Consider the following 15,838-nt stretch of genomic DNA (forward strand, 5'->3'; position numbering starts at 1 on the left):
TCATCCATCCCTTCTTAACGAATTTCTTTGACAATACCGTCTTCAATGATAATCGCACGTTTGGACATGACGCTTTCCCAATTGTCACCGACCTGTACGTCGATGAGCGCCTGCACTTCGCGCTCTTTTAATTCGCTTCCTAACGGTAGGATATGTAATTGTTCAAGCTGAAAATCAAGAAGTTTGATCTTCTCCAGCCTCGCATCCATTTCTTTCGCAAAGTATTGCTTTAGAAGGGAAGAAGAATATTTTCCGGTTTTTTCAAGCCGTTTCTGCTCAAACCGCAATTGGTCACATTCGCGCATAAGCTGCTGTTTTTGTGCCATAAACGCTTTCTCGAGCGCCTGTTTGCTTTTTTCGGTGACGATTTGCCGCACTTCAATCGTTTGAATAATTTTCATAGCGTCACTCCTAACAAAAAGGATATAGAAAAAGGGAGAGGAAATGACCTCACCCTTTTTCTTTCACTCGCACAATTACTCTTTTCGGCTGCTTCGCTGCAGCAGCGTAAACGACCGTGCGGATGGCATGAATCGTGCGACCTTGTTTGCCAATCACTTTTCCGATATCTTCTTTGTGCACCGATAATTCATACGTGATGGACTGTTCATCTTCGCTGTTTGTTACTGATACCTCTTCCGGATGATCGACAAGCGCTTGAACGATCGTTTCAATTAATTGTTTCATGCGCATCCCAAACTTTATTTACCGTATTTTAAGTTATGGAATTTCTCTAAAATCCCTTGTTTGGATAGAAGATTGCGTACCGTATCGGATGGTTTTGCGCCGTTTTGCAGCCATTTCAGCGCAAGTTCTTCGTCAATTTTAATTTCCGCTGGTTCTGCAAGCGGATTATACGTACCGATCGTTTCGATGAAACGGCCGTCGCGTGGAGAACGAGAGTCCGCAACCACGATACGGTAGAAAGGTTTTTTCTTTGCACCCATGCGTTTTAAACGAATTTTTACTGCCATGTTAATTTCGCACCTCCGTAAATAGTTCACACAAGATAGTATATTAACAATAATTGTGTAGTTTGTAAAGTGTTTTTTCTTAACACATCACTTCCCTACATAAATGGGAATTTAAACCCTCTTTTCTTTCCTTTTGGCATATTGGTCATCATTTTCATCATCTTTTTCATTTCGTCAAACTGCTTTAACAGCCGGTTGACTTCCTGTACGGACGTGCCGCTTCCTTTGGCAATCCGCTTTTTCCGGCTGCCGTTAATAATTTCCGGATGCATTTTTTCTTCTTTCGTCATCGAGCGAATAATCGCCTCGACGCGGCTAATTTGTTTCTCATCGATTTGGATGTTGTTCAATCCTTTGATTTTATTGACGCCCGGCAGCATTTTTAAAATTTCATCGAGCGGCCCAAGTTTGCGCACTTGCCCGAGCTGCTCTAAGAAATCATCGAGCGTAAATGTCGCCGTGCGCATTTTTTGCTCGAGTTCTTTCGCTTTTTCTTCGTCGACAGCGGCTTGCGCTTTTTCAATCAGCGTGAGCACATCGCCCATTCCTAAAATGCGCGAAGCCATGCGCTCCGGATGAAACGGCTCGAGGGCGTCTAACTTTTCGCCCATCCCGACGAATTTGATCGGCGTGTTTGTAACCGCCCGAATCGACAGCGCCGCCCCGCCGCGCGTATCGCCGTCCAGCTTCGTTAAAATGACGCCGGTAATGCCGAGCTGTTCATGAAAGCTTTGCGCGACGTTTACCGCGTCTTGCCCGGTCATTGCATCGACAACGAGGAAAATTTCATCCGGCTTTGCTACTTCTTTCATCTGTTTTAATTCATCCATTAACGCCTCATCAACATGAAGGCGGCCGGCGGTGTCAATGAGCACGTAATCGTAATGTTCTTCCTTGGCTTTTTCGAGCGCCTGTTTGGCGATTTCCACCGGACTGACTTGGTCGCCTAAAGAGAAAACCGGCATATTGAGCTGTTTTCCAAGCGTTTCAAGCTGTTTAATCGCCGCCGGACGGTAAATGTCGGCCGCAACTAAAAGCGGCTTGCGATTGTACCGTTTCCGCAGTAAATTCGCTAATTTCCCCGTTGTCGTCGTCTTCCCGGCGCCTTGTAACCCAACCATCATCACAACGGTCGGCGGCCGGCTGGCGACGGCAATTTTGCTTTGTTCGCCGCCCATCAGCTCGGTCAGCTCTTCCTTGACAACTTTAATGACTTGCTGCCCTGGCGTCAGGCTTTTTAACACTTCCTGCCCCACCGCGCGTTCGCTGACCCGCTTGACAAAGTCTTTGACGACTTTAAAGTTTACGTCCGCTTCGAGAAGGGCAAGGCGAACTTCGCGCATCATTTCCTTTACATCCGCTTCTGTTACTTTTCCTTTGCCGCGGATTTTGTTCATCACGTTTTGCAAACGTTCCGATAACCCTTCAAACGGCATCTGTTTTCACCTCCTTACTCTAATTCTTCTAATTGATTAATAAGAGCAAAAAGCTGCTGATCTTTCCCGTATTTTTGTAAAATATATTCTTTTAATTGATTGATAAGCTGTTTTCGTTTTTGAAACTTCTGAAAGAGCGCCAATTTTTTTTCGTATTCTTCCAGCATTGCTTCTGTTCTTTTGATATTATCGTAAACAGCCTGGCGGCTGACTTCATACTGCTCTGCAATTTCTCCGAGGGAGTAATCATCTAAGTAGTAAAGCGACATATAGCTGCGCTGTTTTGGCGTCAGCAGCGCCTGATAAAAATCATACAAATAATTCATTCGCGTCGTTTTTTCGAGCATGAAACTCCCTCCCCTTTTGTTAAGTGAAACACCTTTACAGTTGATTAGTGTAGCTTTTTTTCTTACTTCTGTCAAGATTTTATCTTTACAAAAACAAGGCCGGCTAAAAAGGCGCCATCTCGCCTTTCCGCCAGCCTATCGCATTTTTTCGCCAATCTAAACGCCCTTTATTGCTCGCTTTTCCCCTCAAATAAATCGGCAAACAGCCCGTATACATATTTTTCTGGATCAAACGGCTGCAGGTCATCCATTTTTTCGCCAAGGCCGACAAACTTCACCGGAATATGAAGCTCATTGCGGATCGCCAGCACGATGCCGCCTTTTGCCGTACCGTCGAGCTTCGTTAGCACAATGCCGGTGACGTTCGTCGCCTCTTTAAAAATTTTCGCTTGGCTCATTGCGTTCTGTCCGGTTGTCGCGTCAAGCACGAGCAATACTTCATGCGGCGCCCCCGGAACTTCCCGTTCAATGACGCGTTTTACTTTTTCAAGCTCTTTCATTAAATTGACCTTGTTTTGCAAGCGTCCGGCTGTATCGCATAAAAGCACGTCAACCCGGCGCGCTTTCGCCGCCTGGATGGCGTCATAAACGACCGCTGCCGGATCAGAGCCGGCCGATTGCTTGATCACTTCGGCGCCGACGCGCTCGCCCCAAACTTCGAGCTGTTCAATCGCACCGGCGCGGAACGTATCGCCGGCCGCGAGCATCACCGTTTTCCCTTCCGTTTTCAGCTTATGGGCAAGCTTGCCGATCGTCGTTGTTTTTCCGACGCCGTTCACTCCGACAAACAATATGACCGTCAAACCGTCTTTCTGGATATTTAACGCCGCTGACTTTTCATATTCTTCGTCATCGCCGCGGTAAATCTCGACAAGCTTTTCGGAAATCACTTCTTGCATTTCTTTCGGGTCTTGTATATTGCGGCGTTTCACTTCCATTTTCAACTCATCAATTAAATCCATGACCGTCGTCACACCGACATCGGCGCTAATTAAAATTTCTTCCAGTTCTTCAAAAAACTCTTCATCGACTTTGCGATAGCGGGCGATTAAGTCGTTGACGCGCCCTGCAAACGAATCACGCGTTTTCGTAAGACCTTGCTTAAACTTTTCGGTAACCGAATCGGCTTGCTGTGTAATTTTTTCTTTCAGTTTTTTGAAAAAACTCATATCGACGCCATCCTTTCTTGTCATGACTTAACAAGTTGTTTCGAATCTTCCAAACGGACAGAAACGAGCTTCGACACGCCCGATTCCTGCATCGTCACCCCATACAGCACATCCGCCTCTTCCATCGTGCCTTTTCGATGGGTGATGACGATAAATTGCGTCTGGCTGCTAAACTGTTTTAAATATTGCGCATAGCGATACACGTTCGCCTCATCGAGCGCCGCTTCGACCTCATCGAGCACGCAGAACGGCACCGGGCGCACTTTTAAAATGGAAAACAATAAGGCGATGGCTGTCAGCGCCCGTTCCCCGCCGGAAAGCAGACTTAAATGCTGCAGCTTTTTTCCCGGCGGCTGTGCGACAATATCAATGCCAGTCTCAAGCAAATTGTTTGGATCGGTCAGGCGCAAATCGGCATTGCCGCCGCCAAACAGCTGACAGAAGACGTCGCCAAAATGGGCGCGAATTTGTTCAAACGTCGATAAAAACCGTTTTTTCATCTCTTGGTCCATCTCGTCGATCACTTGATGAAGCGTTTCTTTTGCCTGCTGCAAATCGGCTTTTTGTTCGGTTAAAAACTGATAGCGCTCCGATACCCGTTCATATTCATCAATCGCACCTAAATTTACCGTGCCGAGCTCTTCGATCGCCCGCTTGATTAATTTTACTCGTTTGCGCGCCTCTTGGACATCGACCGTCAATGGATAGGCTGCTTTCGCCGCTTCGAACGAAAGAGTATATTCTTCGCGAAGGCGGGATAATAAATTTTCCAGTTCGACATCGAGGCGGTTTAGCTTTACTTCCTCATCTTTCACGATATCGGCGAGCTGTTTATGCTGCCGCTTCTTTTCCTTCCATTCCCGCTCTAGATGTTCCAGCTGTGCTTGGTACTGAAGCCGCTGTTCGCGGCGGCTTGCGATGAGGTCGACCGTTTTTTGCTTATCCTCTAGCTTTTTGTTCCGCAATTCTTCTAACTCTTCTTCGCTAGAATGGCTGGAATTCATCTCCTCTATTAAAACGGCAAGTTCTTGCTTGGCCGTCTGCAGCTGCTTTTTCGTATCGGCAAGCTCACTGGCAAGCTGCTCTACTTTTTCTTGCGCGTTTTTCAACCGTTGCTGCGTTTCGGCAAGGGCGATCTTTTGCTCGGTCATCGCCGTCTGCAACGCTTCTTTTGATGTTTGTTCCGTTTGCTTTTTCGTTTGCAGCTTATTGATTTCTTCATCCATTTCCCGCAGTTTCTTTTCCAGATGGTCGAGCTGCTGTGCGATGACGGCGAGCCGCTCTGTCATTTGTCTTGCTTCCTGCTCGTCATTCGCTTTTTCATGGTCATAAAGGGCGAGGCGTTCGTTCATATTTTTTTCCTGCAATTGCAGTTCGCGCAATTCGCCTTTTACTTCCTGAAGCGAAAAACGCTGCTCCTCTATTTGTTCACGTAGCGCAGCCAAATTCGTTTCTTCCTGTTGAATTTGTTTCTTTTTCGCTTGCACAAGCTGCTCGAGCTTCCCCGTTTTTTCTTCCATTTCCCGCAGTTTCGCTGCAATCGTCTCCAGCTCGCGATTTCGGCTTAACAGCGAATTCGCTTTTTTCGCAATGCCGCCGCCAGTCATCGCGCCGCCGGGACTGACGACATCGCCATCAAGCGTGACAAGACGATAGCGATAGTGAAGCAGGCGAGCCAATTCATTCGCTCCTTTTAAATCGGTTGTGATGATGACGTTCCCAAGCAAATTAGCGATGACAGAATGGTAGATGTTTTCATAATGAATCAGCTCGCTGGCGATTCCGACAAATGCCGGATGGCCTTTTATCAAGGCAAGCTGTTCGGCGGGAATCGTTTTCGCCTGTATGACATTCATCGGCAAAAAAGTCGCACGGCCGTACGCATTGGTTTTTAAATAGTGAATGGCCTTGCGCGCCACTTCTTCATTTTCGACGACAATATGCTGCATCGCGCCGCCGAGCGCAATTTCGATCGCTGTTTCATAGCGGTCGGGAACTTGAATCAGCTCCACAACTGCACCATGAACGCCCGGAAACTGCGCGCGCGCTTTTAACACTTCTTTTACCCCTTGGAAAAATCCCGCATAGTCTTGCTGCATTTCCTCAAGCAGTTCTTTGCGCGATTTCGTCTGCTGCAAATATTGGTATGCTTGGTAAAGCATCGCTTCTTTCTTTTCCAAATCTGTTTTCAGCACAGAAACTTCCTCTGTTTTTTGCCGCAACAGCGCTTCCGCCTGCTCGAGCGTTTTCTCAAGCTGTACCCGTTTTTCGTCTAACGCTGCATATTGTTGCCGCAGCTTTTGGCGTTCCTCCAAATATTTGTGGTTTGCTTCCGCAAGCGCCGCTTGTTTGGCCTGCAGCTTTTCTAGCAATGTTTGCAGATGGGCGCGCTCGTTTTTTAAGGTAGCTTGTTCATGGACTAATTCAATATAATCGCTTTTTAATTGTTCAATTTTTTCTTCAATATTCACATCATAGGCCGAAAGGGAGGCTTGCTTTTCCTTTAATTCGGCTTGCAGCGTGGCCACCGCTGTTTGCAGCTCGGCAAGCTGCGTTTGTTCACGGCTTAATACTTGTTCGATGCGCTCTTTTTTCTCGGCAAGGGAGGCAATCGCCTCTTCGAGCTGTCTCTGATATTGGACCGCATTTTTCTTGCGTTCTTTTAATACTTCTTTCTTTCCTTCGAGTTTTTCTAATTCTTCGCTCGCGACAAGCAGCACTTGCTGCAGCCCGTCAATCGATTCATCGAGCGCGGTAATGTGGTCGCGGAGCTGTTCGATGTCCGCTTCCGCTTTTTGCAGCGTGCTAGAGAGCTCGATTTCTTCGTTTTGATGCTGCTCAAGCTGCTGTTTTAGCGATGTCCACTGCTCATAAAGCTGTTCAATGTCATGCACCATCAGTGCGACTTCAAACCGCTCCAGCTCATCGCGCTTTTCTAAATAGTCTTTCGCGATCGATGCCTGCATTTTCAGCGGCTCTAGCTGTTGCTCAAGCTCGTGTAAAATGTCGCTGACGCGATGCAAGTTTTCCTGTGTTTCAGCAAGCTTTGCTTCTGCCTTTTTCTTGCGGATTTTATACTTTAGCACGCCGGCTGCCTCTTCGAAAATCGTGCGCCGTTCTTCCGGCTTGCTGCTTAAAATTTCCTCGACGCGGCCTTGGCCGATAATCGAAAACGCTTCTTTTCCAAGTCCGGAATCCATCAATAAATCGACAATATCTTTTAAACGGCAAGGCTGCTTATTAATAAAAAATTCGCTTTCCCCTGAGCGATACACCCGGCGCGTAATGCTTACTTCTTGATAATCAAGCGGCAGAAACTGGTCTTCATTATCAAGGGTAATCGTTACTTCCGCGACATTAAGCGGTTTGCGGGAATCGCTGCCGGCAAAAATAATATCTTCCATCTTCGCCCCGCGCAATGATTTTGCGGACTGCTCGCCGAGCACCCAGCGGATCGCATCGGTAATGTTGCTTTTTCCGCTCCCGTTTGGACCGACAACCGCCGTCACTCCGGGAACAAATTCGATCGATACGCGGTCGGCAAACGATTTAAATCCAATAATATCTAAACGTTTGAGGAACATTCATACCACGCCTCACAATCTTTCCTATGTTGTGCGATAAATAGCCGCAAAAAGGGCTGACTATTTTTAAGAGCCAACCCTTTATTGTTTCTCCAGTGTTCTTAATGTTTCGAGCGCCATCTGCGCCGCATGCTGCTCCGCTTCTTTTTTCGACTTGCCAACGCCGATGCCAAGCTCCTTTCCGTTTAGCGAAACGCGCGAAACAAATTCTTTATTATGCGCTGGACCTTTTTCCTCTAAAATCGTATATTCCAGCACGCCGATGCCATCACGCTGCACAAGCTCCTGCAATTGGCTTTTAAAATCCATCACATGAGAAAAAGCACCTTCATCAACTTTTGGGAAAATCGTTTGTCCCAAAAATTGGACGACCGCATCCATTCCTTGATCTAAATAGAGCGCGCCGATAAACGCCTCGAATACATCTGCTAACAGCGCCGGTCTCGTCCGTCCGCCTGTCAGTTCTTCTCCTTTTCCTAGCAGGACGAGCTCGCCGAACGACAAAGCGTTGGCAAACTTGACAAGCGAAGGCTCGCAAACAATCGCGGCCCGCAACTTCGTTAATTCCCCTTCGCTCATATGCGGAAACTTTTTAAACAAATATTGCGAAACGGTAAGCTCTAGCACCGCATCGCCCAAAAATTCGAGCCGTTCGTTGTCTTCCTGCAGCCGTCTCCGATGCTCATTCACATACGATGAATGAGTAAAAGCCTGAATGAGAAGCTTTTCGTTCGTAAAAAAAATGCCGATTTTTTCCTGCAGTTCTTTAAATTTCGCTCTTCTTTTTTCATGAATGCGCTCTTTATCTTTTTGTTTTGACATATAGAATTGCCCTCCGACTTCATTCGACGCAAAAATCAATCGTATACTTCTTTATTATATCCGTTCATCCGTGCGTTACACAGATAAAAAGCAGAGAAAGCCCCGTTTGGGCAACGGGACTTTTCTAGATATTACATGTGGCTTTTTATGTAGTTCACAGCGTCTCCTACTGTGACAATTTTTTCCGCCTCTTCATCGGAAATTTCCATATTAAATTCATCTTCTAATTCCATTACGAGTTCAACGATATCTAGGGAGTCAGCGCCAAGATCATCTTTGAAAGAAGCATCCAGCGTTACTTGCGATTCTTCGACACCTAGACGGTCTACGATGATTTTCGTTACGCGTTCTAATACGTCTGCCATTCGATTCACCTCCCTTCATGATTATAGTAGATTCGGCTAGAAAATACTAGCGGCTATTTGAAATTTACATCACCATTCCGCCGTCGACATGAAGCGTTTGTCCAGTCATGTAGCTGGCTGCGTCCGATACAAGAAAGGCTACGACTTTGGCGACGTCTTCCGGCTCGCCGAAGCGGGCGAGCGGAATTTGTTTTAACATGTCCGCTTTTAATTCGTCGCTAAGACTGTCGGTCATATCTGTCGTGATGAACCCTGGGGCGACGGCATTAACCGTAATGTTGCGGCTGGCGAGTTCCCGAGCCGCCGTTTTCGTCAATCCGATGACCCCTGCTTTAGCGGCGACATAGTTTGCTTGTCCCGGATTGCCGCTAATGCCGACGATGGAGGCGATGTTGACGATGCGGCCATAGCGTTGTTTCATCATCGGCCGCGTCACCGCCTTTATGCAATGAAATACCCCTTTTAAGTTCGTATTAATCACCTGATCCCATTCTTCCTCTTTCATGCGCATCAATAAATTATCGCGGGTAATGCCGGCATTGTTCACTAAAATATCGATGCGGCCAAACTGCTCTAGCACCGTTTTTACCATGCGCTCGACGGCTTCGGCGCTGGAAACATCCGCTTGGATCGCCACCGCTTCTTGGCCCATCTTTTTGATTTCTTCGACCACTTCATTCGCTTTTGCTTCGCTGCCGGCGTAATTGACGGCTACTGTTGCCCCTTGGCGGGCAAGTTCGAGCGCAATCGCCCGACCGATGCCGCGCGACGCTCCCGTGACAAGCGCTACTTTCCTTTGCAACATTCTTTTATTCTCCTTTCACTGCCGCAACGGTTAATTCCAGTGTTTCTAGATCATTGACGGCGTGCACGCGCACGTTGCGGTCAATTTTTTTCACCAGCCCGGATAGCACCTTCCCTGGGCCGATTTCAATAAACGTATCCACTCCTAAAGCGATCATCGTTTGCACTGATTCTTCCCAGCGCACTGGGGAATATAACTGCTCAATTAATAGGCGCGAAATCTCTTCTTTTTTCACAACCGGCTTCGCAGTCACGTTGGCGATGACCGGAATTTTCGCATCGTGGGTAGCAATGTCGTTTAGCACTTCTTGCAATTTGCCGGCCGCCGGTTTCATTAAGGACGAATGAAACGGTCCGCTTACCTCGAGCGGAATCACCCGTTTGGCGCCGCGCTCTTTCGCCAGCTGACCAGCTTTTTCCACGCCTGCTTTCGAACCGGAGATAACGATCTGACCCGGGCAGTTTAAATTGGCCAACTGTACTGGGTCGCCTTGCGCTGATACTTCATTTGTCACCGCTTCAAGTGCCGCGGCGTCCATTCCTAATACGGCCGCCATCGTTCCTTCGCCGGCTGGCACCGCTTCTTCCATAAACTCGCCGCGTTTTCGCACCGCATATACCGCATCAGCAAACGAAAGCGCACCTGCCGCCACCAGTGCTGTATATTCTCCTAAACTATGACCGGCAACATAATCGGCTGTAATCCCTGCCTCTTTTACTTTTTCAAGCAGGGCGATGCTTGTCGTCAATAAAGCCGGCTGGGCGTTGTACGTTAACGTCAGCGTCTCCTGCGGGCCTTCGAAAATAAGCGAGGAAAGCGAAAAGCCTAAACGTTCATCAGCGGCTTGAAACAGAGCCCGCGCATTGGCATCACTTTCGGCAATATCTTTTCCCATGCCTACCGTCTGCGATCCTTGTCCCGGAAAAATAAAAGCGATTTTCCCCATACGTTTTCCCTTCCTTTACGAACGATTTTGTTCGAGCGACTCTTTGATGGTAGCGATGATGTCGTTGGCCACCATTTCCCGCGCCTGGCGTACCGCGTGAAAGATCGCGTTGGCATCAGACGAACCGTGCGCTTTAATCACCGGAGCGTTTAAGCCAAACAGCGCCGCTCCGCCATATTCGGAATAATCCATCATCTTTTTTAATTCAACGAGCTTCGGCTTTAACACGGCTGCCGCTAATTTGCTTGATAAACTGCTTGTCAGCGCCTGCTTTAACATCGAAAATACAGACATCGCCGTACCTTCGATCGTTTTGAGCGCGACGTTGCCGGTAAACCCGTCGGTGACGACGACATCAGCAACACCTTGCAATAAATCGCGCGCTTCGACGTTGCCGATAAAATGAAGGTTCGTTTCTTTTAGGAGCTGAAACGTGCGTTTGGCGACATCGTTTCCTTTTTGATCTTCTGTTCCCACGTTTAACAAGCCAATGCGCGGACGGGAGATGCCTCTTATTTTTTGGGCGTACACATGTCCCATTAACGCATACTGCAATATATGTTCCGGACGGGCATCGACGTTGGCGCCGACATCTAAAAATAAAAATCCTTCGCCGCCGACGGTCGGAAGCGTCGGCGCCAGCGCCGGCCGGTCAATTCCGGCGATCCGTCCGACGACAAACAGTCCGGCCGCCATTAATGCCCCCGTATTGCCAGCCGAGATGCACGCGTCGGCTCGTCCTTCTTTCACTTCTTGCGCCATCAGCACCATCGACGCGTTCTTCTTTCTTCTCACCGCCCGCACCGGTTCATCGGTCGCCTCAATCACTTCATCGGTGTGAATGATCGTAATTCGTTCTTCCTTCGTAAGGTGCGAGCGAATTTGTGCTTCATCGCCAAACAGCGTAATATGTACATCGGTAAAATGCTGCACCGCTTTCATTGCCCCGAGCACAATTTCTTTCGGAGCGTGGTCTCCTCCCATTGCATCAATCGCGATCTTCATAGCTGTCTCCATCCTTTTTCTCATTGTTGGACCGATACATTTCAAATGTTCCGGAAAAAACAAGCTCCTGTCCGACATAGCTGTTGACTTCAACAATCGTCCGGCCGTTAGCCTTTTTCCCAACCACTTTTGCTTTTGCAACCACCCGTTCGTTTTCTTTTACTTGTCTTGTAAAGCGGATGTTTGCTTTGGCCGTCAAGGCAAGCTCATCGTTGATGACGGCAACGGCAAGGGAATTCGCCTGGGCAAACAAATGGTGGCCGCGCGCAATGCGGTTGCGCCTAAACACATGTTCCGCTTTCACATCGAAAATGGAAATCGCGCTATGATCCGGCTCGATATCGATAATTTCGCCGATCACTTCTTCAATCGGCAACGCCCTTACTTTATCGGCCAGCGACTGCTCGGCAACATGCTTGATCCGCTCACGCAGCTCCGGTATCGACAGCTCCAGCCGGTCTAGGCGGATCGTCTGGACGCTGACTGAAAATTTTTCCGCTAATTCTTCATCGGTAATAAACGGATTTTCACGAATCGTCTCTTGCAAAAGCCGTTGTCGCTCTCGTTTGCTTTTTCTCATCTATATTTACACCGTCCAGTTTTATGACTAGGTACTAAAAGTAATATATAATATCAAAAAAAAGAATGCAAGCAAAAAAGCGGTCTGCCGCATAAAAGACAGACCGCGTATCTTTTTCTATCAATCTAATTTTTCGCCGTCCAATACGCCTGACTCTTGCAAATAAAGGCGCAGGCATTGATACGGCTCATCGTGCCAAAACGCTTTCGATTCAATCAGTTTCGCCGCATCGCTGCGGGCGACTTCTAAAATGCGATAATCATGCACGATATCCCCAAATTGAAATTCCGGCATGCCGCTTTGTTTGGTGCCGAAAAAATCGCCTGGACCGCGCAGCTCTAAATCTTTCTCCGATAGCACAAATCCGTCCGTCGTTTCCGTCATGATGCGCATACGTTCTTTTCCGACTTCCGATTTCGGATCGGCGATTAAAATGCAATACGACTGCTCGTCGCCGCGGCCGACCCGGCCCCGCAATTGGTGGAGCTGCGCCAGGCCAAACCGTTCGGCATCATAAATGACCATCACGGTGGCGTTCGGCACGTTGACCCCTACTTCGACGACCGTAGTGGAAACTAGCACTTGCACGCGGTTTTCGCTAAACGCCTTCATCACTGCTTCTTTTTCTTCCGCAGAAAGCCGCCCGTGCATCAACCCGATGTTGTATTTTCCTCTGTAATAATGCGTAAGCATGCTATGGACATCAATCGCATTTTGCACATCCAACTTTTCCGATTCTTCAATCAGCGGGCAAATGACATAAGCCTGCCGCCCCTTTTGAATTTCCTTTTCGATAAAATCAAGCACCCGCTCGAACATATGATGTTTGACCCAATACGTCTGCACCTTTTTTCTTCCTGCCGGCATTTCATCAATCACCGACACATCCATTTCTCCAAACGCGGTGATGGCGAGGGTGCGCGGAATCGGAGTAGCCGTCATCATCAATACATCTGGCGACTGCCCTTTTTCGCGCAAAATGCGGCGCTGTTCCACACCGAAGCGATGCTGTTCATCCGTAATGACTAAACCAAGTCTCTTAAAATTCACTTCTTCTTGAATGAGTGCATGGGTGCCGATCATAATATCAATGTCGCCGGCGGCAAGCTGCTCTAAAATTTCTCTTCGTTTCTTTCCTTTCACCGAACTCGTTAAGAGCGCAACCGTGACGTCGGTGGCAGCAAACAACTGCTGCAGCGAGCGGGCGTGCTGTTCCGCCAAAATTTCCGTAGGCACCATCAGCGCTCCTTGGTAGCCGGAAAGAACAGTGGCGTATAAGGCGACGGCCGCTACGACCGTTTTCCCTGAACCGACATCCCCTTGAAGCAGACGATTCATGCGGTATGGCGAGCGCATATCGGCGAGTATTTCTGCGATGACGCGCCGCTGTGCATTCGTTAGCGAAAATGGCAGCTGCCCTATAAAAGCGTCCAGCTTCTCTTTGGAAAACGAATGGGCGATTCCTTGCGAATATTCGCGTGCTACTTTGCGCAGCGCATGAATTTTTAATTGAAACAGCAAAAATTCTTCATATACCAACCGCCGCCTTGCCTGTCTCAACTCTTCATGAGAACGCGGGAAGTGGATGGCGCGAATCGCTTCTTGCTTCGAAATGAGCCGGTAGGCGCGCCTTATAGAGAGCGGAAGCGGGTCAACGATCGCCGCGCCGTATTGCGTAAGCGCCAGCTTGATGAAACGCCGCATTCCTTTCACCGTAAGCGAGCCGCGCACAGAGTAAACGGGCTCTATTTCTTTTGCTTGCGGGAGCGGACCGAGCTTTATTTCATAAGCGGTAATCGTTTGGCGGTGCTGATCCCACTTGCCGATGACCGTTATCGTATCGCCCATCGCGATTTTTTCTTTTAAATAAGGACGGTTGAAACAAACGACCGTGATTAAATACCTTCCGGCAAGAAGGCGAAAAGCCAGGCGCGATTTTTTTTTCGTATAATACGTAAGAGAAGGCTCGCTATGAACCTTCCCTTCGACTGTTACTTTTTCATCATGTTTGACCTCTGCCAAATCTTTTCGCTCATAATCTTCATAACGATATGGAGCATACATGAGCAGTTGCTCGATCGTCGTAATTCCCATTTCCTCGAGCGCCGCGCCTGTCTCTTCGCCAATTCCTTTAATCGCTGTTACAGGCTGTTGCAACTCACGATTCACTGTTATTTCGCGGAAACGCCGAAAATTTTCGCCGCTAAAGCGCGTCCTGTCGGCGTTGCTGCTAACCCCCCTTGTGCAGTTTCCTTTAATGCGGTCGGCATCGTTTCGCCGATTCGGTACATCGCTTCAATCACTTCGTCGCACGGAATGCGGCTTTTAATGCCGGCAAGGGCCATATCGGCCGCCACCATCGCATTTGCCGCTCCCATGGCGTTTCGCTTCACACATGGCACTTCCACCAAGCCAGCGACAGGGTCACATACTAATCCTAACATATTCTTTAAGGCAATCGCCATCGCTTCCGCCGCCTGGCTCGGCGTTCCGCCGGCCAGTTCAACGAGCGCGGCCGCCGCCATTCCCGCAGCGGAACCGACTTCCGCCTGACAGCCTCCGGCAGCGCCGGAAATCGAAGCGTTATTAGCCACTACATAGCCGAACGCGCCAGCGGTAAACAAAAATTCGATCATTTCCTCACGCGTCGGTTTTAATTTCTCTTTTACGGCAAAAAGCGTGCCAGGAACAACTCCGGCCGACCCCGCCGTCGGTGTCGCGCAAATGACCCCCATCGCCGCGTTCACTTCGTTCGTAGCCATCGCTTTGCTGACGGCATCTAAAATCGTTTCTCCCGATAAAAAGTTTCCTTGGCTAATATATTGTTGCAATAATACCGAATTTCCGCCGGTCAGCCCCGACCGCGAAACGACGCCGGCTAATCCTTTTTTCACCGCCTGCTCCATTACTTGTAAGTTTTTATCCATTTGTGCAAAAATGTCCTCGCGGCTTCTTCCCGTCACCTCGATTTCTTGGCGAATCATCACCTCGGCAATTTTAATGTTTTGGCTTTCCGCCAATTCTACCAGTTCTGCCACATTGCGAAACATCCGATGTCCTCCTTTTTTGCAAACGCTTTCGTTAGTCGACAAGCTTTGTTACTTGAATAATATGCGGCAATGTTTCCAGCTCGCTGATTACATGCTCGTCAAGCGGTTGGTCAACCTCGATCGTCATCAGCGCCTCTTTTCCTTTTTCTTTCCGCGACACTTCCATATGTCCGATATTAATCGCATATTTTGCCAGCACGTTGGCTACCGCGGCGATCGTTCCGTACCGGTCATTATGCATAATCAAAAGTGCCGGGTGATGGCCCGATAATTTCAGTTCAAATCCATTGAGTTCGGTAATTTCAATTTTTCCGCCGCCGATCGAAATGCCGACAAGCTCTAGTTCTCCCTGTTCATCCCCAATCTGCACCCGTGCGGTGTTTGGGTGATTCGGAATTGCATCTTCTTCGTGAAAAACGACTTCCATTCCTTCTTCTTTAGCAATTTCAAGCGAACGCGGAATTCGTTCATCAAATGTATCGAAATCAAGGAGGCCGCCGACAATGGCGACATCCGTCCCATGTCCTTTATACGTTTGCGCAAACGAGCCATAAAACGAAATATGCGCCCACTTTGGTTTTCTGCCAAATAAACTGCGCGCCACCCGCCCGATGCGCGCTGCTCCCGCTGTATGGGAGCTCGACGGCCCGATCATAACCGGTCCAATAATATCGAAAACGCTTTTATATTTCATGTTTCTCTACTCCTTCGCTTCACAATAAAATAGAAGGGAGAACCCCTTCTATTATTCTAAC

General features: G+C 48.4%; 16 protein-coding genes. All 16 read right to left on the bottom strand.

The genetic code is table 11. The features are described 5' to 3' along the window. Positions 1 to 14: 14 nt before the first annotated feature. Positions 15 to 401 carry a YlqD family protein gene (locus GCA01S_RS02990; protein WP_017437110.1) on the bottom strand — a complete coding sequence of 129 codons (387 nt, stop codon included), beginning with the start codon at positions 399 to 401 and terminating at the stop codon, positions 15 to 17. 49 nt (positions 402 to 450) lie between these two features. Next, positions 451 to 687 (bottom strand): KH domain-containing protein, encoded by a 237-nt coding sequence (locus GCA01S_RS02995; RefSeq protein WP_017437111.1) that lies wholly within the window; start codon positions 685 to 687, stop codon positions 451 to 453. A 14-nt stretch (positions 688 to 701) separates the two neighbouring features. After that, entirely contained in the window at positions 702 to 974 is a 273-nt protein-coding gene (rpsP, locus tag GCA01S_RS03000) for a 30S ribosomal protein S16 (protein ID WP_017437112.1), read from the bottom strand. 95 nt (positions 975 to 1,069) lie between these two features. After that, entirely contained in the window at positions 1,070 to 2,410 is a 1,341-nt protein-coding gene (gene ffh, locus GCA01S_RS03005; protein WP_042407121.1) for a signal recognition particle protein, read from the bottom strand. Between the two features lie 14 nt (positions 2,411 to 2,424). Further along, positions 2,425 to 2,757 carry a putative DNA-binding protein gene (locus GCA01S_RS03010; RefSeq protein ID WP_017437114.1) on the bottom strand — a complete coding sequence of 111 codons (333 nt, stop codon included), beginning with the start codon at positions 2,755 to 2,757 and terminating at the stop codon, positions 2,425 to 2,427. Between the two features lie 167 nt (positions 2,758 to 2,924). Beyond that, positions 2,925 to 3,926, bottom strand: a complete 1,002-nt coding sequence (gene ftsY / locus GCA01S_RS03015; RefSeq protein WP_017437115.1) for a signal recognition particle-docking protein FtsY — start codon at positions 3,924 to 3,926, stop codon at positions 2,925 to 2,927. Positions 3,927 to 3,946: 20 nt separating this feature from the next. After that, positions 3,947 to 7,510 carry a chromosome segregation protein SMC gene (smc, locus tag GCA01S_RS03020; protein WP_017437116.1) on the bottom strand — a complete coding sequence of 1,188 codons (3,564 nt, stop codon included), beginning with the start codon at positions 7,508 to 7,510 and terminating at the stop codon, positions 3,947 to 3,949. A gap of 81 nt (positions 7,511 to 7,591) precedes the next feature. Next, positions 7,592 to 8,332 carry a ribonuclease III gene (gene rnc, locus GCA01S_RS03025; RefSeq protein ID WP_026078628.1) on the bottom strand — a complete coding sequence of 247 codons (741 nt, stop codon included), beginning with the start codon at positions 8,330 to 8,332 and terminating at the stop codon, positions 7,592 to 7,594. A 131-nt stretch (positions 8,333 to 8,463) separates the two neighbouring features. Then, on the bottom strand, positions 8,464 to 8,697 hold the full coding sequence (locus GCA01S_RS03030) for an acyl carrier protein (RefSeq protein ID WP_003251806.1): 234 nt from the start codon (positions 8,695 to 8,697) through the stop codon (positions 8,464 to 8,466). 64 nt (positions 8,698 to 8,761) lie between these two features. Further along, positions 8,762 to 9,502, bottom strand: coding sequence for a 3-oxoacyl-[acyl-carrier-protein] reductase (gene fabG / locus GCA01S_RS03035; protein WP_017437118.1), 741 nt, complete (start codon positions 9,500 to 9,502; stop codon positions 8,762 to 8,764). 4 nt (positions 9,503 to 9,506) lie between these two features. Continuing rightward, positions 9,507 to 10,448 carry an ACP S-malonyltransferase gene (gene fabD / locus GCA01S_RS03040; protein ID WP_017437119.1) on the bottom strand — a complete coding sequence of 314 codons (942 nt, stop codon included), beginning with the start codon at positions 10,446 to 10,448 and terminating at the stop codon, positions 9,507 to 9,509. Between the two features lie 15 nt (positions 10,449 to 10,463). Then, entirely contained in the window at positions 10,464 to 11,453 is a 990-nt protein-coding gene (plsX, locus tag GCA01S_RS03045; RefSeq protein ID WP_042407123.1) for a phosphate acyltransferase PlsX, read from the bottom strand. Then, complete coding sequence (gene fapR, locus GCA01S_RS03050) at positions 11,437 to 12,033, bottom strand: transcription factor FapR (RefSeq protein WP_017437121.1); 597 nt, start codon at positions 12,031 to 12,033, stop codon at positions 11,437 to 11,439. The genes plsX and fapR overlap by 17 nt, the downstream gene beginning before the upstream one ends. A gap of 120 nt (positions 12,034 to 12,153) precedes the next feature. Then, positions 12,154 to 14,202 (bottom strand): ATP-dependent DNA helicase RecG, encoded by a 2,049-nt coding sequence (recG, locus tag GCA01S_RS03055; RefSeq protein WP_042407125.1) that lies wholly within the window; start codon positions 14,200 to 14,202, stop codon positions 12,154 to 12,156. 2 nt (positions 14,203 to 14,204) lie between these two features. After that, positions 14,205 to 15,083, bottom strand: a complete 879-nt coding sequence (gene sdaAA / locus GCA01S_RS03060) for an L-serine ammonia-lyase, iron-sulfur-dependent, subunit alpha (RefSeq protein ID WP_042407127.1) — start codon at positions 15,081 to 15,083, stop codon at positions 14,205 to 14,207. A gap of 31 nt (positions 15,084 to 15,114) precedes the next feature. Beyond that, positions 15,115 to 15,777 carry an L-serine ammonia-lyase, iron-sulfur-dependent subunit beta gene (sdaAB, locus tag GCA01S_RS03065; RefSeq protein ID WP_017437124.1) on the bottom strand — a complete coding sequence of 221 codons (663 nt, stop codon included), beginning with the start codon at positions 15,775 to 15,777 and terminating at the stop codon, positions 15,115 to 15,117. Between the last annotated feature and the right edge of the window lie 61 nt (positions 15,778 to 15,838).

This window comes from Parageobacillus caldoxylosilyticus NBRC 107762, from assembly GCF_000632715.1.
Taxonomy (GTDB): Bacteria; Bacillota; Bacilli; order Bacillales; family Anoxybacillaceae; genus Saccharococcus; species Saccharococcus caldoxylosilyticus.

Coding starts and splice junctions, on each gene's coding strand:
- GCA01S_RS03010 (WP_017437114.1), bottom strand. CDS start 2,757: ATGCTCGAAAAAACGACGCGAATGAATTATTTGTATGATTTTTATCAG.
- ftsY (WP_017437115.1), bottom strand. CDS start 3,926: ATGAGTTTTTTCAAAAAACTGAAAGAAAAAATTACACAGCAAGCCGAT.
- smc (WP_017437116.1), bottom strand. CDS start 7,510: ATGTTCCTCAAACGTTTAGATATTATTGGATTTAAATCGTTTGCCGAC.
- plsX (WP_042407123.1), bottom strand. CDS start 11,453: ATGAAGATCGCGATTGATGCAATGGGAGGAGACCACGCTCCGAAAGAA.
- fapR (WP_017437121.1), bottom strand. CDS start 12,033: ATGAGAAAAAGCAAACGAGAGCGACAACGGCTTTTGCAAGAGACGATT.
- fabD (WP_017437119.1), bottom strand. CDS start 10,448: ATGGGGAAAATCGCTTTTATTTTTCCGGGACAAGGATCGCAGACGGTA.
- GCA01S_RS02990 (WP_017437110.1), bottom strand. CDS start 401: ATGAAAATTATTCAAACGATTGAAGTGCGGCAAATCGTCACCGAAAAA.
- GCA01S_RS03030 (WP_003251806.1), bottom strand. CDS start 8,697: ATGGCAGACGTATTAGAACGCGTAACGAAAATCATCGTAGACCGTCTA.
- ffh (WP_042407121.1), bottom strand. CDS start 2,410: ATGCCGTTTGAAGGGTTATCGGAACGTTTGCAAAACGTGATGAACAAA.
- fabG (WP_017437118.1), bottom strand. CDS start 9,502: ATGTTGCAAAGGAAAGTAGCGCTTGTCACGGGAGCGTCGCGCGGCATC.
- rpsP (WP_017437112.1), bottom strand. CDS start 974: ATGGCAGTAAAAATTCGTTTAAAACGCATGGGTGCAAAGAAAAAACCT.
- sdaAA (WP_042407127.1), bottom strand. CDS start 15,083: ATGTTTCGCAATGTGGCAGAACTGGTAGAATTGGCGGAAAGCCAAAAC.
- sdaAB (WP_017437124.1), bottom strand. CDS start 15,777: ATGAAATATAAAAGCGTTTTCGATATTATTGGACCGGTTATGATCGGG.
- rnc (WP_026078628.1), bottom strand. CDS start 8,332: ATGTCAAAACAAAAAGATAAAGAGCGCATTCATGAAAAAAGAAGAGCG.
- GCA01S_RS02995 (WP_017437111.1), bottom strand. CDS start 687: ATGAAACAATTAATTGAAACGATCGTTCAAGCGCTTGTCGATCATCCG.